Annotated in this window: 19 protein-coding genes; 8 read left to right on the top strand and 11 right to left on the bottom strand. The window is 55.4% G+C overall.

Annotated features, from left to right (window positions below):
- Nucleotides 1-33 precede the first annotated feature (33 nt).
- Nucleotides 34-384: a YigZ family protein gene (locus tag Yoon_RS08785; protein ID WP_238111790.1), complete on the top strand. Its 351-nt coding sequence runs from the start codon at nucleotides 34-36 to the stop codon at nucleotides 382-384.
- 270 nt (nucleotides 385-654) lie between these two features.
- Nucleotides 655-1,428, top strand: coding sequence for a hypothetical protein (locus tag Yoon_RS08780; protein ID WP_238111789.1), 774 nt, complete (start codon nucleotides 655-657; stop codon nucleotides 1,426-1,428).
- Here the strand turns inward: Yoon_RS08780 and rimO are convergent.
- Together rimO and Yoon_RS08770 are read right to left on the bottom strand one after the other, a co-directional pair.
- The gene (gene rimO, locus Yoon_RS08775; protein WP_238111788.1) at nucleotides 1,406-2,809 is read right to left on the bottom strand and encodes a 30S ribosomal protein S12 methylthiotransferase RimO; all 1,404 of its coding nucleotides are present in this window, start codon (nucleotides 2,807-2,809) and stop codon (nucleotides 1,406-1,408) included. The genes Yoon_RS08780 and rimO overlap by 23 nt on opposite strands.
- A gap of 39 nt (nucleotides 2,810-2,848) precedes the next feature.
- On the bottom strand, nucleotides 2,849-3,211 hold the full coding sequence (locus Yoon_RS08770) for a YbaN family protein (protein WP_238111787.1): 363 nt from the start codon (nucleotides 3,209-3,211) through the stop codon (nucleotides 2,849-2,851).
- 138 nt (nucleotides 3,212-3,349) lie between these two features.
- Here Yoon_RS08770 and Yoon_RS08765 point away from each other — a divergent pair, with 138 nt between their 5' ends.
- Nucleotides 3,350-4,834: a pentapeptide repeat-containing protein gene (locus Yoon_RS08765; RefSeq protein WP_238111786.1), complete on the top strand. Its 1,485-nt coding sequence runs from the start codon at nucleotides 3,350-3,352 to the stop codon at nucleotides 4,832-4,834.
- Nucleotides 4,835-4,861: 27 nt separating this feature from the next.
- Here Yoon_RS08765 and Yoon_RS08760 read toward each other — a convergent pair whose 3' ends face one another.
- Nucleotides 4,862-5,632 carry an SDR family oxidoreductase gene (locus Yoon_RS08760; RefSeq protein ID WP_238111785.1) on the bottom strand — a complete coding sequence of 257 codons (771 nt, stop codon included), beginning with the start codon at nucleotides 5,630-5,632 and terminating at the stop codon, nucleotides 4,862-4,864.
- Between the two features lie 102 nt (nucleotides 5,633-5,734).
- Between Yoon_RS08760 and Yoon_RS08755 the strand changes: the two genes are divergently transcribed.
- The gene (locus Yoon_RS08755) at nucleotides 5,735-6,283 is read left to right on the top strand and encodes a TetR/AcrR family transcriptional regulator (RefSeq protein ID WP_238111784.1); all 549 of its coding nucleotides are present in this window, start codon (nucleotides 5,735-5,737) and stop codon (nucleotides 6,281-6,283) included.
- A 625-nt stretch (nucleotides 6,284-6,908) separates the two neighbouring features.
- Here Yoon_RS08755 and Yoon_RS08750 read toward each other — a convergent pair.
- Nucleotides 6,909-7,511 (bottom strand): GcrA family cell cycle regulator, encoded by a 603-nt coding sequence (locus Yoon_RS08750; protein ID WP_238111783.1) that lies wholly within the window; start codon nucleotides 7,509-7,511, stop codon nucleotides 6,909-6,911.
- Nucleotides 7,512-7,721: 210 nt separating this feature from the next.
- Here Yoon_RS08750 and Yoon_RS08745 point away from each other — a divergent pair, with 210 nt between their 5' ends.
- From Yoon_RS08745 to argF, 4 genes are all read left to right on the top strand, one after another.
- Nucleotides 7,722-8,525 (top strand): ABC transporter permease, encoded by an 804-nt coding sequence (locus Yoon_RS08745; protein ID WP_238111782.1) that lies wholly within the window; start codon nucleotides 7,722-7,724, stop codon nucleotides 8,523-8,525.
- Nucleotides 8,526-8,706: 181 nt separating this feature from the next.
- A complete protein-coding gene (locus Yoon_RS08740) occupies nucleotides 8,707-9,888 on the top strand; it encodes an aspartate aminotransferase family protein (RefSeq protein WP_238111781.1) in 1,182 nt (393 codons plus the stop codon).
- On the top strand, nucleotides 9,881-10,363 hold the full coding sequence (locus tag Yoon_RS08735; RefSeq protein WP_238111780.1) for a GNAT family N-acetyltransferase: 483 nt from the start codon (nucleotides 9,881-9,883) through the stop codon (nucleotides 10,361-10,363). The genes Yoon_RS08740 and Yoon_RS08735 overlap by 8 nt, the downstream gene beginning before the upstream one ends.
- 38 nt (nucleotides 10,364-10,401) lie before the next feature.
- On the top strand, nucleotides 10,402-11,307 hold the full coding sequence (gene argF / locus Yoon_RS08730) for an ornithine carbamoyltransferase (protein ID WP_238111779.1): 906 nt from the start codon (nucleotides 10,402-10,404) through the stop codon (nucleotides 11,305-11,307).
- Nucleotides 11,308-11,444: 137 nt separating this feature from the next.
- Here argF and Yoon_RS08725 read toward each other — a convergent pair whose 3' ends face one another.
- The 7 genes from Yoon_RS08725 to meaB all read right to left on the bottom strand — a co-directional run bounded on the left by Yoon_RS08725 (nucleotide 11,445) and on the right by meaB (nucleotide 19,610).
- On the bottom strand, nucleotides 11,445-12,662 hold the full coding sequence (locus tag Yoon_RS08725; RefSeq protein WP_238111778.1) for an MFS transporter: 1,218 nt from the start codon (nucleotides 12,660-12,662) through the stop codon (nucleotides 11,445-11,447).
- Between the two features lie 217 nt (nucleotides 12,663-12,879).
- A complete protein-coding gene (locus Yoon_RS08720; protein WP_238111777.1) occupies nucleotides 12,880-14,361 on the bottom strand; it encodes an inorganic phosphate transporter in 1,482 nt (493 codons plus the stop codon).
- A gap of 76 nt (nucleotides 14,362-14,437) precedes the next feature.
- Nucleotides 14,438-14,851 (bottom strand): NUDIX hydrolase, encoded by a 414-nt coding sequence (locus Yoon_RS08715; RefSeq protein WP_238111776.1) that lies wholly within the window; start codon nucleotides 14,849-14,851, stop codon nucleotides 14,438-14,440.
- A gap of 119 nt (nucleotides 14,852-14,970) precedes the next feature.
- Nucleotides 14,971-17,376 (bottom strand): ATP-dependent helicase HrpB, encoded by a 2,406-nt coding sequence (gene hrpB / locus Yoon_RS08710; RefSeq protein ID WP_238111775.1) that lies wholly within the window; start codon nucleotides 17,374-17,376, stop codon nucleotides 14,971-14,973.
- A gap of 153 nt (nucleotides 17,377-17,529) precedes the next feature.
- Nucleotides 17,530-17,814 carry a 50S ribosomal protein L28 gene (gene rpmB / locus Yoon_RS08705; protein WP_238111774.1) on the bottom strand — a complete coding sequence of 95 codons (285 nt, stop codon included), beginning with the start codon at nucleotides 17,812-17,814 and terminating at the stop codon, nucleotides 17,530-17,532.
- Nucleotides 17,815-17,968: 154 nt separating this feature from the next.
- Nucleotides 17,969-18,610: a phytanoyl-CoA dioxygenase family protein gene (locus tag Yoon_RS08700; RefSeq protein WP_238111773.1), complete on the bottom strand. Its 642-nt coding sequence runs from the start codon at nucleotides 18,608-18,610 to the stop codon at nucleotides 17,969-17,971.
- Between the two features lies 1 nt (nucleotide 18,611).
- Nucleotides 18,612-19,610, bottom strand: coding sequence for a methylmalonyl Co-A mutase-associated GTPase MeaB (gene meaB, locus Yoon_RS08695; RefSeq protein ID WP_238111772.1), 999 nt, complete (start codon nucleotides 19,608-19,610; stop codon nucleotides 18,612-18,614).
- Nucleotides 19,611-19,798 lie beyond the last annotated feature (188 nt).

Here is a 19,798-nt window from a genome sequence, read left to right as displayed (position 1 = left end):
TTCCATACCTCTTGATTTGACGGTGCGCTTGCTTTGAAAATCATCCAGAATGTTGTCAGTGATCGCGGATCAAAATACGCGGTGTCCGGCGGGCCTGTTGGGTCTGCGGATGAGGCGCGTGATTTCATTAAAGCCCTGTGTCGAAACAAGAAATTCGCCAAGGCCACGCATAATACTTGGGCCGTTCTCCTGCCCGATGCGCCCCTCAAAAACGACGACGGAGAAAGCGGCGCGGGCATGGTGATCTTGCGGATGTTGGAACGCGAAGACTTGCAAAACCACGTCATCGTGGTGACACGCTGGTACGGCGGCAAACACCTCGGCGGCGACCGTTTCCGCCATGTGCAGGACTGCGTGCGGACGTATATTGAGGATATGGATTAGACGCACAACATCAGGGCGGCGCTTGGACCGAGGGGGGTGAACGCCGTCTTGCAAACGATCCGGGGGACAGTTTCAGGCGTGAACGCGCGAAGCGCAGGGGGCGGTGTTGCGATTGTATTCTGCCATATCGTCAGGCGAGCGCTTGGACCTCGGGGTGGGTGCGAAGCGCCCTCCCCATGGGGGAGGTCCGGGCGCTGCCCGGCTTTGCCGGGCTGGACGTGGTGCTTAAACTTGCTTAGATCATACTCATTCAACTTATGAGTGATTAAGATGTTAGATGTTTTCAAAGACGGCGCAGAGGCATGGCTTCAACGCATAAAAAGCCCAATCATTGGTTCGTTTGTATTGTCGTTTTGTGTAATCAACTGGAAGGTTATATTTTTCGTCGTCTTTTCGGATACGCCAATACTATTTCGATTTTGGTATTTTGATACTGAAACATCAATATGCACATTGTTAATATACCCTGCTGGAACTGGCTTTCTCATTGGCTTGGGTACGCCGTATTTGAATTATGTTGGAACTTTTCTAGCAAGGTGGCCAACGGAAAAGTTAAGGCTATCTCAGGCTGAATCTGCTCATGCAGTCATGTCAAAGAAGGCGGAGTTTTTGATCGAACGCGAGATTAAATCTGCTGATTTCAAGGAAGCAGCTCTCCGTGATGCAAAGGCTACTGAGGCAATAAACGATGCCGATTTAAGTGCTGAAACCCGAGCAAGCGTTGAGAGTAAGGCCGCAATGATCAACACGTCGCCGGATGAAAATGTGAATCCGCCACGAAGGCTGCTCACAAGTTTGGCACGTGAGATATTGATGGAAGCGGTGGCAAGCGAATCTGGTAGTTTTATGGTCAGAGAAACAACCAGTGGATTTGAGGCGCAAGCGGGTAATGACAACCGCAAAAAAATAGGCAATAGAGAGATATACCTAAAGATGGTATCCGCACTAGCTGAGCTTAATGATGCTGGATATATGAGTGGTGCAACCCCCCACTACGTGACACTCGACGGATATGAGCGGGCTAAGTGGGAGCAGCGGAAATAGCCCCCCACAAATCATACTCCCCCGCTTCCTCAACCACAACTTGCAAAACATCCCCCACGGCCAACCCCTCAGCCCCTTCGTCTATAAACAGATTCCCGTCGATCTCGGGGGCGTCGGCCCATGTGCGGCAGGTGGCGATGCCGTCTTCGTCGATGTCGTCGACAATAACTTCGAGGGTTTCGCCGACCTTGGCTGCGAGTTTGGCTTCGGAAATGGCTTGGGCTTTGGCCATGAACCTGTCCCAGCGGTCTTGTTTGACCTCTGGGGCGACGTGATCGGGCAGGGCGTTGGACCGCGCGCCTTCGACGTTTTCGTATTGAAAGCAGCCAACGCGGTCCAACTGGGCCTCGTCCAGCCAATCAAGCATGTGCTGGAATTCTGACTCAGATTCACCGGGGTAGCCGACGATAAAGGTGGATCGCAGGGTGATATCGGGGCAAATTTCGCGCCACGCCCGGATTTCATCCAGCGTTCTCGCCCCCGCCGCAGGCCGCGCCATGCGCCGCAACACTTCGGGGTGGCTGTGTTGGAAAGGGATATCAAGATAGGGCAGGATGCCGTTAGAGCGGTCCGCCATCAGCGGGATCAGGTCGCGCACATGCGGGTAGGGGTAGACATAATGCAGCCGTACCCAAGCGCCCAGTTTTCCCAATTCCCGTGTGAGATCAAGGATATGGCTGCGCACCTCACCGTCTTTCCACGGGTTCACGTCATATTTACGGTCCAGCCCGTAGGCTGAGGTATCTTGCGAAATCACAAGGAGTTCTTTGACGCCCGCATCGACCAGCTTTTCCGCCTCGCGCAGCACCGCATGTGCAGGCCGTGACGCCAGTTTGCCGCGCATATCGGGGATGATGCAAAATTTGCATTTATGGTTACAGCCCTCAGAAATCTTGAGATAGCTGTAGTGCCGGGGTGTCAGCGATACGCCAGTGCCGGGCAGCAGATCAATGAAAGGATCAGGGCTGGGCGGGACGGCCCCATGCACCGCGTCAAGCACTTGTTCGTATTGGTGCGGGCCGGTCACCGCGAGGATATTGGGGTGATGTTCGCGGATGTAATCGGGTTCAGCACCCAAGCATCCCGTCACGATGACTTTGCCGTTCTCAACCAGCGCCTCGCCAATCGCATCAAGGCTTTCGGCCTTGGCGCTATCGAGAAACCCGCAGGTGTTGACGATCACAGCCTCGGCCCCGGAATAATCGGGGGAGATCGCATACCCTTCGGCGCGCAGGCGGGTCAGGATGCGTTCGCTATCGACCAATGCTTTGGGGCAGCCCAGACTGACCATACCGATGGTCGGCTGGCCGGGGCGGCTGGCGTCGGTGATTTTGGCTTTGGGGGCCAAGTCGGGGCGGAGGTTTGGCGGGTTCTGGGTCATGCCAGCCCTATAACGCGGGGGCGGGCCGTTGGGAATGGCTCAGTTACGCGGACCGTTGGGGCGCGACAGCACATAGGTGGCCGCGCCAATCATGCAAATGGCTTGGATTAGGATCAGTTGGGGGCGCAGACCTGCGATGATACTGCCCGTCAGCGCGGCGGTCATCATCACAACGGCGATGGTTTTATACCGTGGGGCAATCGCGCCATTTGCGCGCCAATCGGCGATGATTGGTCCGAAAATGCGGTGGTCTTCAAGATAGCGATGCATACGCGGCGACCCTTTGCTAAACCCAAAGGCCGCGAGGATCACAAACGGCGTGGTTGGCAGGACCGGCAACACCACCCCAATCGCGCCCAGACCCAGCGCGACCCAGCCCAGCAGCAGCCAAAGGCCGCGCATGATCGTTTTCCGAGAGGCGGGGGTAAAGGGCACGCGAATCCAGACCTGACAAAGCTATCTGTGGTTTTAGATAAGCCAAAGCTTGCCCGATGTAAGGGGATGGTGGAAGGTAATCGGATATTTTCCACAGGTGATTGCATGACCACGCTCAAAGACCCCAACCAAAACCCTTGGTACATCCTGATGACACTACACGGCGAGCAGACGGGGGATGAGATTGATTGGGTGCTGCACGAGAAGAATAGGAAACTGTGGAATGCTTGGGCTTGTCAGGAAATGAGTGCAGCAGAACGAGCGAATTTGGAAATGTTCACCAACGAAGAGATTGCCGAAACAGGATGGAACTCAGACATTGCAAGCGCAGTAGAACGGCAATTCAAAACGGAGTTTGAAAAGCGAAATCCCAATGAAAGTGTAGTGCCCGCGCTGCCTCACCCAACGACAGCAATAGACCTTACGAGAGTGACTTTTGGGTGCAGAATCGTTTTGAGAAGAGCGATTTTTACGCAAGAGGTTTTTCTATCCAAGTCTGTATTCAAATACGAATGCAATTTTTCTAGAACGCAGTTTGCTGAAAGTCTTAACGCTACAGAATTGGTTATGGTGTCGCCAGCCGATTTCAGCGGTGTTTTGTTTTGCCAAGATGCCGATTTTAGCAGAGCTCAATTTAAGCAACGGGTTGAATTTAAAAGGTCTAATTTTGAAAGGACCGCTGATTTCAACAATGCAATATTCGCTGGTGTTGCCAATTTCTATAGGGCGAACTTTTCTAGAGAGGCAAATTTTATTGATGCTACCTTTGAAGGAAATGCTGATTTTAATGACATTGAAGTTTTGCCGAAATTAGATGAACCACGCGCTACATTCGGGTTTCAAACTGACTTCTCAGGTGCATACTTTGGGAAGCAAGTCGGTTTTCGCTGGCGCAATTTTTCTTCTCATGGTGACGGGAGCGCAAAATTGAGCTTTGCTTACGCGGTTTTTGACGGATCTGTTTCATTTGAAAACGCATCATTTTCGAAGTTGATGCCTGATTTGACGAATTGCTTGTTGCCCCAATCCACTAACATTTCGGTTGAAGCTGAGAATTGGCCAATACTACGGCCTAATTGGCTAACGCGTTTGGAAATATGGCTTCGCTTGCGAAAAAAGATCGACTATTCAAAGCAATGCCCAAAGGAAATCAAGGCATCATCTGCGCGTTTGCGCCATGCAATGGCAAAACAAATGTTGCCCGAAGAAGAGCATTTCTTTTTTCGCCGTGAGATGTGGGCGGCTGCGCGTAGCGGTAAAATACTGCCACGCATACCTATCTTAAGCTTCGAGTTTCTATCGGACTATGGGTACTCAATTTCGCGACCGCTAGGCTGGCTACTTTGCCTTTGGTTGATTGGCATATTTGTCTATGCGGGACGTACCACAATGGGGTGGTGGGACGCGGCAGCTTATTCTTTTGCCGCGATGTTTAAAATTTTCGGATTTCAGCGCCTGTACTTCGGGGAGCATTACATCAATGCGCTTCCTGTGTGGATACGTGTGTTTGGCGCCACTCAAACCGTACTAGGCTTCATCCTGCTGTTCTTTCTCGGCCTTGGTCTACGCACGCGTTTTCGGCTGCGGTAGGGTGGATCTTGATCCACCCATGCTTTGTTATTTTTCTTGCATCTTGCGAATGGTTTTCAGCGCCATACGGCGCGGCATCATTGGCATGATCCAGTTGAGCATAAACGACAGCCGGCCTTCGTTGATGATACGCAGCTTACCTGCCAGCATTGCGTCATAGCCGCATTTGGCGACTTCGGCTGCGGTTGCGCCTTTTTGTTTCACAAGGTCCGTGCCTTCGAGGGCCGCGACTTCGGCGAATTCTGTATGCACATAGCCGGGTTCAAGCGCGGTTACCGTCACGCCTTTGGCACGCAATTCTTCGTCTAGAGCTTGTGAGAAGCTCGACACATAGGCTTTGGTGGCGAAGTACGTCGCTTGCAATGGCCCCGGCATATAGGCGGCCGTCGAGCTGACGTTTAGGATTTTACCGCCGCCGTTTTTGACCATCGCATTGCCGATATGGTGGCACAGTGTCACCAGCGCCTTAACGTTCAGATCAATCATCGCAAGATCGTCGGCCAATGCCCGTTCGGTAAAAATCCCATGCCCGCCAAACCCGGCATTATTGATCAAAATGTCGATCTTATGATCTTTGACCGCATCAACAAGCGCCTCTGCGCCACCGGGTGCCCCCAGATCAAGCGCAACGGTTGTGACGCTGACCTTGTGGGCGGCTTCAAGTTCAGATTTGAGTGCGTCAAGCGCTCCGCTCCGGCGCGCCGTGATAATCAGATCGCCCCCAAGGCTCGCATGATAGCGGGCAAATTCGCGGCCAATCCCAGAGGAGGCACCTGTGATAAGAGCAGTATTTGGCATCGGGTTTCCTTTTGTCAACGATTGTTGATATTTGATATGGGTGACCAAATGTCTCATGTCAACGTATGTTGACAAAATTTCCAAACCACGTAGATCGCAACTATGAAAAAGTCAGATATCACGCGTGAGAAATTATTGCAGGCGGCAACCCGCGCGTTTTGTGCGCAAAGCTATTCAAACGTAACGCTTCGGATGATCGCCAAAGAGGCGGGTGTCGATGTGGCGCTGGTCTCGCGGTATTTTGGGGGCAAGTTGGGCCTCTTTGAGGCGATGCTTGCTTGCGTGTTTGACTGGCCAGAGATGGCCGCAAGCACAGACCCGGTCGCGGTTGCGATTGCGAAATACACACAGCCCGAGACAGAGGATGCGCATATGTCGGTGATCCGTATGATCGTCGTTAACGGTGCCGACCCTGAAGTGGGCGACCTGCTACGCGTGCGTTTGCGCGAAATGCTGATTGATCCAATGCTGGAACGGATGGGCGGCGCAGAGGCCGCGCCAAAACTGGCGATGTTCATCGCGGCGACCCTGGGTGCAGCAATGGTGCGTCATACGCTGCGCCTTCCGGGCATGACGGATGTGTCAGTGGATGAATACGGGGCGCAGTTGCGACACATGTTAGATGCCGCTTTGACCTATGAGCAGACCTAGCCAAACAGTATTCACATATGCACCGCGATTGACGTAGTTTGCGCAGTATGGACTATTTGGAACTGATCACTACCTGCGAACGCGATTTGAATGCGTTGCAAGGGGCGCTACATGCGACATCGGAGCATCGAACAAAATCTGCCAACCATCGCGAACAATGTGTAAGGGCCGCAAAGGCATTCCGCGCATATGATTCACCTATTTTTGATCTGGTCGACCAATGCCGCCGCTTTGGCATAAAAAATGCGCCTGAATTGCGCGCTTTTGTCTTTGCCTACATTCAATGTGACCCATATTTTTATCGATCAGGCTATATGCTGGAACAGCTGTTGCCCAAGGTAAAACAGCTGTCACTATCGGAATTTGAAAAAGCTGTCATTCAACGCACAATCTTGAAGAGGATTGAGACAAAGGCACTCCGCAACTTTCGACATCTCTGCAGGCTTATACATTATGTGGATGATGCGCCGTTTCGGGACGCACTGCGGGCGCGCGCAAATTCTTCAGACCCTCAGATGCGCCGGCGTGCAAAGTTTGCCCTTGCATACCTATCGGACTAAAAAAGCCGCCCTGTAAGGAACGGCTTTTCGCGTAGGGTGGATCTTGATCCACCTTACCTGAGATATTACCGGCGGCGGTCGCGGCGCGATGACATGGGTTGGAATGCGACGCCGACATGGGCTTCGCAGTAGGGTTTGCCAGCCTGCACGGGTAGTCCGCAAAACCAGAAATCATCTGTTGCCGGGTCTCCGACAGGCCATTTGCAGGTCTTTTCAGTCAGTTCCATCAGGCTGATGCGCTTAGCGCCTTTTTCGACTTCGCTGACTTTGGCCAAAGCCTCGGGGCTGATTTCATTGGCCGATGGTTGCGGTGGCAACGGTTGACCTGCGGGAATAATCGCGCGGCGGGCCGCTGAAATCGGAATGCCGTTTTCGTCGAGCTCAACCTCTTCTTTGACCGCGGGCACAGAGGCCACAGGCGCAGGTTTTGCTTTGGGCGCGGGCTTGGGCGCTGCGGGTTTCGCCGCTGCGGCAGGTTTTTCTTTGGGTGCGGCTTTGGTCGCTGCGGCACCGCTGGCGGCAGCCCGGTTTGAAAGGCCAAGGCGATGTACCTTGCCGATCACAGCATTGCGGGTCACGCCGCCCAGTTCTTTGGCGATTTGGCTTGCGGACTGGCCTTCGCCCCACATCTTTTTGAGCGTGTCAACGCGCTCGTCTGTCCAGGACATATGGATTCCTTTGGTTCAGTGGGCCGGATAAGGTGATTTATCGGGCCTAAAAATCTGTTCAAGCCTTACAATAGTATTTGTGCGCAGGGATGTGAAGCATGTGATCAAGGTTTTCGCGCGCTATGGCAGATCGGGCGCAGTTTTGCGTCGTTCGTACTGGTCAATTCTGGCGAATAGGCTATGTCACGGGGCAGGCAAGGGAACATGAATATGACCGCAAAATCCGCAATGGGCGTGCGCCGCTTTGGGCGTGTGAACTGGCTGGGCACTTGGACGTTGGTGCGCCGTGAAATCAAACGCTTCATGAATGTTTGGTCACAAACGGTGATGGCCCCGCTGATCAACGCAGGCCTGTTCTTGATGATCTTTACGATCGCCATTGGCCCACAGCGCGGGGATGTGATGGGCGTGCCCTTTATGACGTTTCTCGCGCCGGGGATATTAACCATGACGGTAATCCAGAACGCATTTGCGAATACATCCTCCAGCTTGGCCTCTGCCAAAGTGCAAGGCAATATTGTTGATACGCTGATGCCGCCGCTCTCGGCTGGCGAATTGGTCTTTGGCTACATCGGCGGTGCGGTCGCACGCGGAGCGTTGGTCGCGGTTGTGATTGCGCTTGGGTCATTTCTTTTTCTTGGCGTTGGCTTGCAAAATCCGGCTTGGGCGGTCCTATTTGTATTGTTGGGATCTGTGCTCATGGGCGGTTTGGGGATGATCGCAGGGATATTCGCCAATAGATTTGACCAGCTTTCGGCGATTTCGAATTTTCTGGTGACGCCACTCGCGTTTCTATCAGGCACTTTCTATTCCATCGATGCGCTGCCCGGGTTTTTGCAAACGCTTAGCCATGTGAACCCGTTTTTCTACATCATCGACGGCGTACGGTACGGGATGATTGGCGTGTCTGATAGCAGCCCTTGGGTGGGGCTTTGTGTGGTCGGCACTGCTTGTTTGGTGGTGTTGGGCATATGTCTGCGATGGATGCGGACAGGTTACCGTCTGAAGGCTTGATTTAGGGCTTCACACTACCTTCAAGTTGCGATACGCACGCCCTATGAAGACACGTTTGACATATGTAAGCCGACGCCGACGCTAATTTGCGCCGCCTATTGTCACGTCTTCTTTTCATTCCCCAACATTGACACTCGGCCCTTGGTCTGCACCAATTGGTCTATTGATAAGGATGATCACCATGATCGCGTCTGTTTTGCCAACTTATTCACGTGCCCCGCTGACATTCGTGTCTGGCGAAGGGTCTTGGTTGACGGAGCAAGATGGCCGCCGATTTTTGGACATGGGCGCAGGGATCGCCGTGAATGCGCTGGGCCACGCCCATCCGGCCCTCGTCGAAGCGCTCACTACCCAAGCCCAAGCCGTTTGGCACCTGTCGAACCTCTATAACATTCCTGCCCAGCAAAAACTGGCGGATGCGCTGGTGGATAATACCTTTGCGGATACGGTGTTTTTTACCAACTCTGGCACCGAAGCCTGTGAATTGGCCGTGAAAATGGCCCGCAAATATTGGTTTGATAAAGATCAGCCCGAACGGGTTGAGATTATCACCTTTTCAGGGTCTTTCCACGGCCGCTCAAGCGCCGGGATTGCAGCCGCGGGGTCTGAAAAAATGACCAAAGGGTTTGGGCCTTTACTGCCCGGTTTCACCCATTTAGAATTTGGCGATATGGCCGCGCTAGAGGCTGCCATTAGCGGCACAACGGCGGCTGTCATGATTGAACCCGTGCAGGGCGAGGGCGGTATTCGTCCGGTGCCTGACGCCGACCTGAAAGCAATGCGTGATCTGTGTGATGCGCATGGGGCCTTGTTGATCTTTGATGAGGTGCAATGCGGCATGGGCCGGACAGGCAGGTTATTTGCACATGAATGGGCCGGGGTGACCCCCGATATCATGATGGTTGCCAAGGGCATCGGTGGTGGTTTCCCGTTGGGCGCTGTGCTGGCAACGGAAAACGCCGCATCAGGCATGACGGCGGGCACGCATGGATCCACCTATGGCGGTAACCCGTTGGCCTGCGCCGTCGGCGCAAAGGTGATGGAGATCGTCGCGGACGACGTGTTTTTGGCTGAAGTGAACCGCAAAGCAGGGTTTTTTCGCCAAAAGCTTGAAGGTCTTGTCGCGGCCCACCCGGATGTTTTCGAAGAGGTGCGCGGATCAGGGCTTATGCTTGGACTGAAATGCAAAGCGGTAAACATCGATGTGGTCAACGCGGGCTATGCGCAGGGTGTCTTGACGGTGCCCGCAGCGGATAATGTGATCCGTCTGCTACCGGCACTGACCATTACCGACGCTGATATCACGTCAGCCGTTGACAAAATCGACGCCGCTGCGGCACAGTTGAAGGGAGCCAATGCGTAATTACGATTTCCGCCTGTTAACCAAAGACGACCTAAGCCTACTTCGCCGCTGGTTTAACACAGCGCATGTTAAGGCATGGTGGCCCGACGCTGACAGGCAAATCGCACGCATTACGGACAACATGAAAAATCCCAATATCAGCATGCATATTGTCGGGTTGTCACACATCCCATTTGCCTTTGTCAGCGACTTTGAAACAGGCACATCTGGCCGGCCGGAATTCACAGATATGCCAGTTGGAACCCGCGCGATGGAAACATTTGTGGGCAATGCCGATTTCTTGGGGCCGGGGCATGCCACCGGTTACATTGAGGCATGGGTGCGGGCGTTGCGTCGCAAGCACACGCTTGTTGCCGTGGGACCGAATACGACTGATACACGGGCGATCGCAATCTACCGACAGGCTGGATTTCACAACCGACGCCTTGCGCCAACGCGCGATGGCAAACTTGTTCAGGTGATGACACACCTTTGACTGACTGGCCGAAGGGCCCAAAAAATAAAGCGAAACTTATGACGCATTTTCTTGATATCCACACGACACCCGCGGAAGATTTGCATGAAATTATCCGCAATGGCCGCGCGACCAAAGACGCCCGCAAAGGCCTGCCAAAAGGCACGCCTGACGCGGATCAACCGCTCGCGAACCATATGGTTGCGCTGATCTTTGAAAAACCATCCACGCGGACCCGCGTGTCGTTTGACGTGGGGGTGCGCCAAATGGGCGGGCAGACAATGGTGCTGTCGGGTAGCGACATGCAACTGGGCCATGGCGAAACCATCGCTGATACTGCGCGCGTACTATCGCGCTATGTCGATATGATCATGATCCGCACGTTTGAGGAACAAACGCTGATGGAGATGGCCGAATACGCGAGCGTTCCGGTGATCAACGGGCTGACCAACCGCACGCACCCCTGCCAGATCATGGCCGATATCATGACGTTCGAGGAACATAACGGCCCGATCAAGGGGAAAAAGGTTGTCTGGTCTGGCGACGGCAACAACGTGTTCACGAGCTTTGCACATGCGGCCAAACAGTTTGATTTTGAACTGGTGTTCACTGGTCCAGAACCGCTTGACCCAGAGGATGGGGTGTCAGGGCTTTATACAACCGAACGCGACCCGGATAAGGCCGTGGAAGGTGCTGATTTGGTGGTCACAGATACATGGGTGTCGATGCATGATCCGCAATCCGCACGTGAGCGGCGCCATAACCAGCTGCGCGGCTATCAGGTGAATGACGCGCTGATGTCTAAGGCCAAGGAAGATGCATTGTTCATGCATTGCCTGCCCGCCCACCGCGATGACGAAGCCACTAGCAGCGTCATGGACGGCAAAAATTCAGTGATCTTCGACGAAGCCGAAAACCGGCTCCACGCGCAAAAAGCGATTATGCGTTACTGCGTTGGAAAGTAGCGAATAACGGGGCGGGATAACCCGCCCTGGATTCACGTTGTGCGCTCATTCGCGTCGCCGCCGGCGTCGACTCAGAGATGTCTGCTATGTGGGACAGAACGGTCATTACTTTTCCCTTGATGAAGGTCTGCAATTGCTCAATCCAAACGCAATTTGAACAGGGCGAATACCAACAGGAAAGCGCAGGCGAGACCCGCCATTCCGAATGTCGAACGCAGAGCGAGCTCACGACCCAACTCCCCTTCCAGAACTGACACGGCCACACCGCCAGCCAAGGCCCCCAAGGGCATCGAACCCCAGCCGAAGAAACGGTAAATACTGTTAACCCTACCAAGCAGACTGGACGGGATACGGCGCTGTCTCCAAGACACTGTGATCACATTCCAAACCATCGCACCCGCCATGACGACAAACAGAGCTATGCCCATCGTGACGCCCGAATGGCTGATCCCGATTATTGCATAGCCAAGCGCCCAAGCCACAATCGAAAGGTAGAGGCAAACCTGGGTCCCAAACAGCGAGATTAGCTTGGGTGCGAGCAAGCTACCAGTAATTGCACCGACTGCGGCTGTGGAAAGCACCCAGCCATAGTGAAATGCCGACAACGCCAAGACATCCTGCGCGAAAAGAACTTGCACGGTTATGGTTGCGGTCGCGATGAAGTTCGCAATGCCGAGAACAATCGCCAGTCTTAGCAAAAGTGGATCGCGTCGCATGAATGTGATCCCTTCAACCAGTGCTGCCCGAAAGCTGGCAGTACCCTTCACCTTCGGTTGAAGGGAGATCATCCAGACCAAACCGGCGGCCAAAACGAGGAGCGCTGCATCGACACCAAATGGAATACCGATCCCCGCAGCGATCAGAAGCCCTGCCAAAGGAGGGCCAATAAACTGCCCCGTTAGCTGCTCACTGCTCCAAAGCTGGCCATTCGCTCGTTCGAGGTCTTCCGGGTCCACAATCGATGGGAGCATGGTTTGGGCTGCATTATCCCGTAGGACCTCTGCCGACCCCAAGATGAAGGCCAGCCCTGCTAGCACCCACACAGCCCCGCGAGCCTGTTCATTCATTGCCAACATCAGAATCGCCAGAACAATCGCTGCCCGCAACAGATCGGTGCGCGCGATAAGCTTGCGATGATCTGCATTGTCGACAATGACGCCAGCAGGGATCGCAAAAAACAACCACGGTAAGCGTCCTGCGGCAGCGACGGCGGCAATAGCAACCGGATTCTGCGTCATCAAAGTCGCCAACCATGGCAGCGCCAAAATGACCAATCCATCACCTAAATTGGTCATCGTACCTGCACCAAAGAGCAGTCGAAAGTTTACGTTTTTGACCAGTAGTGAAGCTGCCATCGCTGAATCTCCGAGTTTACCAAGCGATCATCTTACCCTGAGAGCACAGGTGCAAGTGCTTCATCACAGAAACCATAAGCTGCCCTTCGTTCGTCGTGCAGCATCGGTCAAGTTGGGCTCACAGCCGCCATTCGCTGCACCTGATGAATAGGCACCTCAACTGCAGATCTCATATGTGACCAAGCCCGTGCTTCATGATGGTTTTGCAAGTATACGCTTAAACAAATACTGCGTGCAGCCCCATAAAGATGATCGCAGACATCACGGCCGCTGCGGGGACGGTGATGACCCATGCTGCGATGATTGTCATAAAGTGCGAGCGGCGGACCAGTTTGCGGCGACGCCGTTCTTCGGGGGCCACGCGTTTGATGTTTGGGCGCACGGCGGATGACTTGCGGGCGCGGCGCTCGGCGTCCCATTCGCGAAAGAAACCAACTCCGAACACACCACCCACGGCGATATGTGTGGATGATACGGGCAGGCCAAGCCAGCTTGCGATGATCACTGTAATGGCGGCAGAAAGCGCGACACAATAGGCACGCATCGGGTTCAGCTTGGTGATTTGGCTACCCACCATCCGGATCAGTTTTGGGCCAAATAAGATCAGCCCAAACGAAATCCCAAAGGCCCCGATCACCATCACCCAAGTTGGAATGTCGACCTTGCCCGCGAAGGTGCCAAAGCTTTCGGCATGCACGATCGCGGCCAAGGGCCCGACGGCGTTCGCAACATCATTGGCCCCATGGGCAAATGACAAGAGCGCGGCCGAGAGGATCAAAGGGATCCTAAACAGCACTTTTAGCGATTTGTTGCGGTTCTCAAGCCCCTGTGATTGACGCCGCACCAATGGCGTCGAGATTGCATAGATCGCCGCTGCAAGAACAAAGCCGATCATACAGGCAGTGAACAGGTCAACCGTGATGATCCGCTTGAGCCCTTTCATGGCCAAATACATCGCAAACACGCCGCCCATGATCCCGATGAGCACGGGCACCCAGCGGCGCGCGGCTGCGATCTTGTCGTCTTGGTAGATGATCGCGGTCTTGATAAAGGCAAGGAACGCGGCTGCAATCACACCACCAAGCACAGGCGAAATCACCCAGCTTGCCGCAATCGCCCCCATCGTGGGCCAGTTCACAGCGGCAAACCCGGCCGCAGCAACCCCGGCGCCCATCACACCCCCAACAACTGAGTGGGTCGTGGATACGGGCGCGCCGACCCAAGTTGCCAAATTCACCCATAGTGCCGAGGAAATCAGCGCAGCCATCATCGCCCAGATGAAAACTTCGCTGCTCGCGACGCTTTGCGGGTCAATGATCCCTTTAGAAATTGTCGACACGACGTCGCCACCCGCAAGCAAGGCACCCGCACTTTCACAAAGCGCGGCGATCACGATCGCCCCGCCCATGGTCAAAGCGTTTGCGCCAACCGCAGGCCCCATATTGTTGGCGACATCATTTGCACCGATGTTCACAGCCATATAGGCCCCAAAGGCAGCTGCGGCGATCACAACGTAAGAGACTGAATCGCCTCCGAAAAACAACGAGCTGGCTAGGGCAGCAATGATGATAAATGCCAAGGATATACCCAATCCGACCAGCGGGCGGCTCACGTATTGCGCGGCGTATTCCACCGCGCCAATACGGCCAAGGTCGCGATCAAGCGTCTTCCATTGATTGGATGGTTCGGTATCAGGCATCACGTTCCCCCGCTGTGAATTGGGGACGGGGTAAACACTTTGCGCCTATGTCACAATATATTTATGAAAAGATGCCTTATGCCGCAAAGCTTTCGATAACTTGCTTCAGGCCGGGGTCTTCGACAAGTTCAACCGCCCGCGAGGGAGACGCCCAAATGCGGTCGCGACGTTCCGCTTCGGGATAGTCGTCGGATATTTTTTTGACTTTCAGCGGAAATACTTTGATTTCGCAGGGAACCACAGACCCGTTGTCGAACCGTTTTTCACCTAAAAACGACTGTACCCCAGCGGAGTCAACTGATGTTTTCTTAACGCCGCCTTCTTCCCATGCTTCTTGTTGTGCGGCTTCGCTTGCGGTGAGCCCGTCGATGGGCCAACCTTTGGGCAAAATCCAACGACCGCTAGAACTGCTGACAAGCAATACCTCTGTGCCAGCGTCACCTTCGCGGTGACACAGCGCTGCGACCTGCAATGCGGGCGGACGTTTCATGAGCGGAAGCAAGGCGCCCCGCCAAAAATTATTCAACATAGAAGTCATATTGTGCCTGACAATCGTCTCATATTATTAACAATTTTCTAACATGACGTGATTCGTAATGCAAATCACGCTCATGTGCCCCGCGGTTTCGCGCGCAATGTTGGGTCTGCTTGAGTGGGATCTTCGGGCCACGGATGGCGCGGATACCGTCCGCGCATATCGCGTCGCACATCAGCATAAGACGTCGCCCAAAACCCAACAATATCTTGTGTGACTTGCACGGGTTTTTGACCCGGCGACAGCAACGTGACACGCAGCGGCGTTTGCCCAACCTTCGGATGCGTGGTGACCCCAAACATCTCTTGTAGGCGTAAGGTGATCCCGGGCGCTTCGCCACCGTAATCAATCGGAATTTTACGCCCTAGCGGGGTTGTAAAATGGGCGGGCGCCGCATTGTCGAGCCGTTGTGTTTGTTGCCAATCCAACATGGCACGCAAGGCAGGGAGTAGGTCAAACCCTTTCCAATCGGCGGCAGAGCGCACCCCATTCAAATGCGGCAAAAGCCAGGTTTCCAGATCATCCAGCAGCGCAGCGTCTTCCATTGCAGGTAGATCGTCTAACAGGGCAACACGGGCCCGAAACCGGTTCGCCGCAGCACTTGGGCGCAGCCCCAATTGCCGCACCCCATCAAGCATCGCGTGTGCCACGGCGTCATCTGGGGCATCCGACCAACTGCGGTCATCCAAGATCAATGCGCCAAACCGTTCTTGCCGCCGCGTCAAAACCCGATTTTCGCGCCGCGACCATAGGCATAGATCGGTCCAAGATATATGGTCGCCAAACACGTCACGCAATTCGCTTTCGGTGATCGTCACCGCTTGCCTAACGCGCGCTTCACGGGTGTCGCCGTCTAGATCGGTTGCCACGATCAATCGTTGCCCGGCCAATGGATCACCGGCATCTAAAATGGCGCCCTTGCCGCCTGAAAGCACATAGCGCGGGTCGTCGCCTTTGCGTCGCAATCCCACGCGGTCCGGGTAGGCCAATGCCGCCATCGCGGAAAGCGACAAAGAGGGGGCTTTGGGCAGCCCTTTGGATAGACGCGGAATTTCGGATTTTATCTGGGTAAGCGCCGCATGATTTACCTGCCCCGGCCCATCATAGCGCCCGCGCAGCGCGGTGATACGCAGAGACAAATCACTGGGCGCTCCGCGCAAAGGGTCGCGGGCGGCCAAAAGGGCCGCAAGCGGGGCTGCCTGGGCGCCTGCGATCTGCAACATATGTGCAAGGCGTGGGTGCAAGGGCAACGCGGCCAATGCGCGCCCATGCGCTGTGATCTGCAATGCGCTGTCCAATGCGCCCAACCCTTGCAAAAGGGCGCGGGCTTCGGCCAAGCCGCCAGCAGGGGGCGGGGTCAAAAAGCACAGGTCGTCACTGCCCCATGCCGCGATTTCAAGGGCGAGTCCGGCAAGATCAGCGGCCTCGATCTCGGCTGGGGCAAAGGCGGGCAACGCGCCTTCTTCGCCTTTGGTCCATAGACAATAGGCGTTACCCGGCGCGACACGACCCGCGCGACCTGCGCGCTGCGTAGCCTCGGCCCGGCTAACCCGTTCGGTCACGAGCCGTGACATCCCGGAACCGGGATCAAACCTCGCGCGTCGCGCGCGGCCTGCATCGACCACGACGCGGATATCTTGGATGGTTAACGAGGTTTCTGCGATCGAGGTGGAGAGCACAATTTTGCGCTCGTTGGTCTCTGGGGCGATGGCAGCGCGTTGCTCTTTGAAGGGGAGCGCGCCGTATAATGGCCGGATGTGGCAGCCAGGGGGTAACCGTCCTGTCAGGTTTTGCGCGACACGTCTGATTTCGCCTTCGCCGGGCAGAAAAACCAAAACACCACCGGTTGTTTGCGCGACAGCATTGACGACCAGATCAGCGGTAGCCGCTTCGAGCCGGGTGGTTTTGGGAAGCGATTTGGGCAAGTGATGGGTGGTGACCGGGTAAGAACGGCCTTCGGACGTAACCACCGGTGCATCATCAAGCATCGCGGCAACGGGGGCCGCGTCCAATGTCGCTGACATGACGACCACAATCAGGTCAGGGCGTAAGATTTGACGGGCCTCCCATGCAAGCGCGAGCCCAAGATCGGCATTGAGCGAGCGTTCGTGGAATTCGTCAAAGATTATCGCGCCGATGCCCGATAGGTCGGGGTCCGATTGAATCATCCGGGTCAGGATGCCTTCGGTCACGACCTCGATCTTACTGCCAGGCTTACTGTCGCCGCGCATCCGGTAGCCGACGCGCTGGCCGGGTGTTTCGCCCAAACCTTCGGCAAGCCGATCAGCCGCAGCGCGCACGGCAAGGCGGCGTGGCTCTAGCATGATGATTTTGCCGGGGGTCACAGCCGCCTCTAACATTGCGAGCGGGACACGTGTGGTTTTACCTGCGCCCGGCGGCGCTTGCAAAACAGCACAGCCTTGCGTGCGTATTGCAGCGATCAGCTCTGGCAGGATGGGATCAATTGGAAGCGCGGTCATGGGCTTGTGTTTGCGGCATGCGGCGGCGGCATGCAAGCGGGGTGGGTCAAGACCCACCCTACGGGCGTAGGGTGGATTTCAATCCACCTTTGGCCAAAGAAAAACCCGGCCACCTTGCGGCAACCGGGTTTTCAACAATCTCAAAGCACTGGCTTAAGCAGCAGTTGCTTTGCTGATCTCTTTTTTCACTTTCAGCGCTTCGGCTGACAGTTCAACGTCTTTGGCTTTCGCCATGAATGCGTCCAGACCACCACGGTGATCTACGGTGCGCAAAGCAGCGTTAGAGATTTTGAATTTGAACGAACGGCCAAGCACGTCAGACTGCAGGGTAACGTCTTGCAGGTTTGGCAAAAACCGACGGCGTGTACGGTTTTTGGCGTGGCTTACGTTGTTGCCCGACATCGGGCCTTTTCCGGTCAATTCGCAACGGCGCGACATGGGCGTGTTCCTTGTCTTGTGGACGGCCCGAGACCCATGGGTCCGGCGTCCTGTCAGAGGGTGATGGCCCCACCAAGGCAGGGTCGTGAATAAGATCAGCGCGAAATAGGCGGATTCCTTTGGCCCGTCAACCCGGTTTGCCTCTGATGGGCGATCAATTTGCCCAACCTAGCGGCGCAGGCAGCGCGGTTGCAGCATAGTCGAGCCGAAATACCCGCCTAACCGTGGGATTTGGGGCTGCAAGCGACCGGTGCAGCGTCAACATCGGAAGAATCAAAATATCTCCGCGTGATGCGCTGCATATCTGCGTCGGATAGCCTGTGGCGACCTGTGCTGCCATATCTGATTTCACAATACCGGCCTGGTGGCTGCCGTTCGCGATTTCCATCGCCCCGCCACCTGCATCCGTGTCGTCCATATGCACCCGCACAAAAAGCATATCCGTTAATAGCTTAAGCGGTGGTTCGCAGTGCCAAGCACCGTGTTTTTGCGACCAATTTTGAAACCCGGGCACATCGTGCCTGTCTTGTGTGGCGATCACCCGGTCTTGGTGCCAAGGCAAAGCCCAGTTTGCCTGCGCGGTTTTATTAAATGCAAGCGCACGCACAGGGCGCATCTTCGCAGCGACCTGTTGGATTTGATCGTCGACGGGGGCAAGGGCTGCAACGAGGCGTTCGTCCAATGGAAGCCGGTTTCCGGGCCGATGGGCACCGTCGAAAAACGGATCGAGCCCGTGCAGGGCCTCTGGGCTCAGGGCACCGCGCAGCCAGATAGGAGCATCAATAACGCTGTCCATATTACGGCAAACGCGCTGCGCGGACGCTTGCAAGAACCGCCTCTGCCGCGACAGTTGGGGTGGCTTTACCCGCCTGTACATCGTTTTGGGCGCGTTGCATTTGGGCTTTGGTCGCGGGATCGTCGATCAAAAGTTGAAGCAACCCTTGCTGAACGTCCTCTTTGAACCAGTAGATGGCTTGGTCTTGGCGCGTTTGATCCCAAATGCCGTTGTCGCGCCGCCAATCCACAAGGGTTTGCATCTCTTGCCATGCGGTCTCTAGCCCGATGGTTTCTAACGCCGAGACGGTCAGTGCTTTGGGAAACCCGTCGGGGTCTTGCGGGCGTTTGCGCAGCAGCCGTAATGCGCCCGCGTAATCGGCACAGGTGCGGGTGGCTTGTGGCTTTAGGTCCCCGTCTGCCTTGTTCACTAAAATCACGTCAGCCATTTCCATGATACCGCGTTTGACCCCTTGCAGCTCATCCCCTCCCGCAGGTGCGAGAAGCAGCAAGAACAGGTCGGACATCTGTGCAACGACGGTTTCAGATTGCCCAACGCCCACGGTTTCAATCAGCACGATATCATATCCGGCGGCTTCACACAGGGCGACAGCCTCTCGGGTGCGGCGGGCGACGCCGCCCAATTGGGTCTGGCTGGGGGAGGGGCGGATAAACGCATTGGGATCGCGTGCCAGAAAATCCATCCGGGTCTTGTCGCCTAAGATCGATCCGCCTGATCGCGCAGACGACGGATCAACCGCCAAGACCGCGACACGCAGACCTTGACCTGTGAGCATCAAGCCAAAACTTTCGATAAAAGTCGATTTCCCGACGCCCGGTGTGCCAGACAGGCCGATCCGCAGGGCCTGTCGGTCAGTGCCAATCTGTGACAACAGATCAAGCGCTTGGGCGCGGTGGTCGCTGCGCCCGCTTTCAACCAATGTGATCGCGCGGGCGAGGGCGCGGCGCTGCCCAGCGCGCACGCCCTGTGCAAGGGCGGAGATATCGATTTCTTTGCTCATGGCCTATTCATATCGGGCCGCAGGGGGCTGTCCAGTGTGCAAGGCAAACTTATTCGCCAGTGCGCCGCTTGGCCGCGATCAATTGATGTTGCGGTGCCCGGGTGTTTTGTGTTGAAGCTTATGAAACAAATGCCGAGGCCGGATTGATATGTTTGCCAATGACACAGTGATATTTGAATTCAGAGGCC

The sequence above is a fragment of the Yoonia sp. I 8.24 genome, from assembly GCF_022096995.1.
Taxonomy (GTDB): Bacteria; Pseudomonadota; Alphaproteobacteria; order Rhodobacterales; family Rhodobacteraceae; genus Yoonia.
This window is presented reverse-complemented; position numbering and strand designations above follow the sequence as displayed.

Excerpts from the sequence above, each read along its gene's own strand:
- Yoon_RS08780 (WP_238111789.1), top strand. The coding sequence starts at position 655 with ATGTTAGATGTTTTCAAAGACGGCGCAGAGGCATGGCTTCAACGCATA.
- rimO (WP_238111788.1), bottom strand. The coding sequence starts at position 2,809 with ATGACCCAGAACCCGCCAAACCTCCGCCCCGACTTGGCCCCCAAAGCC.
- Yoon_RS08770 (WP_238111787.1), bottom strand. The coding sequence starts at position 3,211 with ATGCGCGGCCTTTGGCTGCTGCTGGGCTGGGTCGCGCTGGGTCTGGGC.
- Yoon_RS08765 (WP_238111786.1), top strand. The coding sequence starts at position 3,350 with ATGACCACGCTCAAAGACCCCAACCAAAACCCTTGGTACATCCTGATG.
- Yoon_RS08760 (WP_238111785.1), bottom strand. The coding sequence starts at position 5,632 with ATGCCAAATACTGCTCTTATCACAGGTGCCTCCTCTGGGATTGGCCGC.
- Yoon_RS08755 (WP_238111784.1), top strand. The coding sequence starts at position 5,735 with ATGAAAAAGTCAGATATCACGCGTGAGAAATTATTGCAGGCGGCAACC.
- Yoon_RS08750 (WP_238111783.1), bottom strand. The coding sequence starts at position 7,511 with ATGTCCTGGACAGACGAGCGCGTTGACACGCTCAAAAAGATGTGGGGC.
- Yoon_RS08745 (WP_238111782.1), top strand. The coding sequence starts at position 7,722 with ATGACCGCAAAATCCGCAATGGGCGTGCGCCGCTTTGGGCGTGTGAAC.
- Yoon_RS08740 (WP_238111781.1), top strand. The coding sequence starts at position 8,707 with ATGATCGCGTCTGTTTTGCCAACTTATTCACGTGCCCCGCTGACATTC.
- Yoon_RS08735 (WP_238111780.1), top strand. The coding sequence starts at position 9,881 with ATGCGTAATTACGATTTCCGCCTGTTAACCAAAGACGACCTAAGCCTA.
- argF (WP_238111779.1), top strand. The coding sequence starts at position 10,402 with ATGACGCATTTTCTTGATATCCACACGACACCCGCGGAAGATTTGCAT.
- Yoon_RS08725 (WP_238111778.1), bottom strand. The coding sequence starts at position 12,662 with ATGGCAGCTTCACTACTGGTCAAAAACGTAAACTTTCGACTGCTCTTT.
- Yoon_RS08720 (WP_238111777.1), bottom strand. The coding sequence starts at position 14,361 with ATGCCTGATACCGAACCATCCAATCAATGGAAGACGCTTGATCGCGAC.
- Yoon_RS08715 (WP_238111776.1), bottom strand. The coding sequence starts at position 14,851 with ATGAAACGTCCGCCCGCATTGCAGGTCGCAGCGCTGTGTCACCGCGAA.
- hrpB (WP_238111775.1), bottom strand. The coding sequence starts at position 17,376 with ATGACCGCGCTTCCAATTGATCCCATCCTGCCAGAGCTGATCGCTGCA.
- rpmB (WP_238111774.1), bottom strand. The coding sequence starts at position 17,814 with ATGTCGCGCCGTTGCGAATTGACCGGAAAAGGCCCGATGTCGGGCAAC.
- Yoon_RS08700 (WP_238111773.1), bottom strand. The coding sequence starts at position 18,610 with ATGGACAGCGTTATTGATGCTCCTATCTGGCTGCGCGGTGCCCTGAGC.
- meaB (WP_238111772.1), bottom strand. The coding sequence starts at position 19,610 with ATGAGCAAAGAAATCGATATCTCCGCCCTTGCACAGGGCGTGCGCGCT.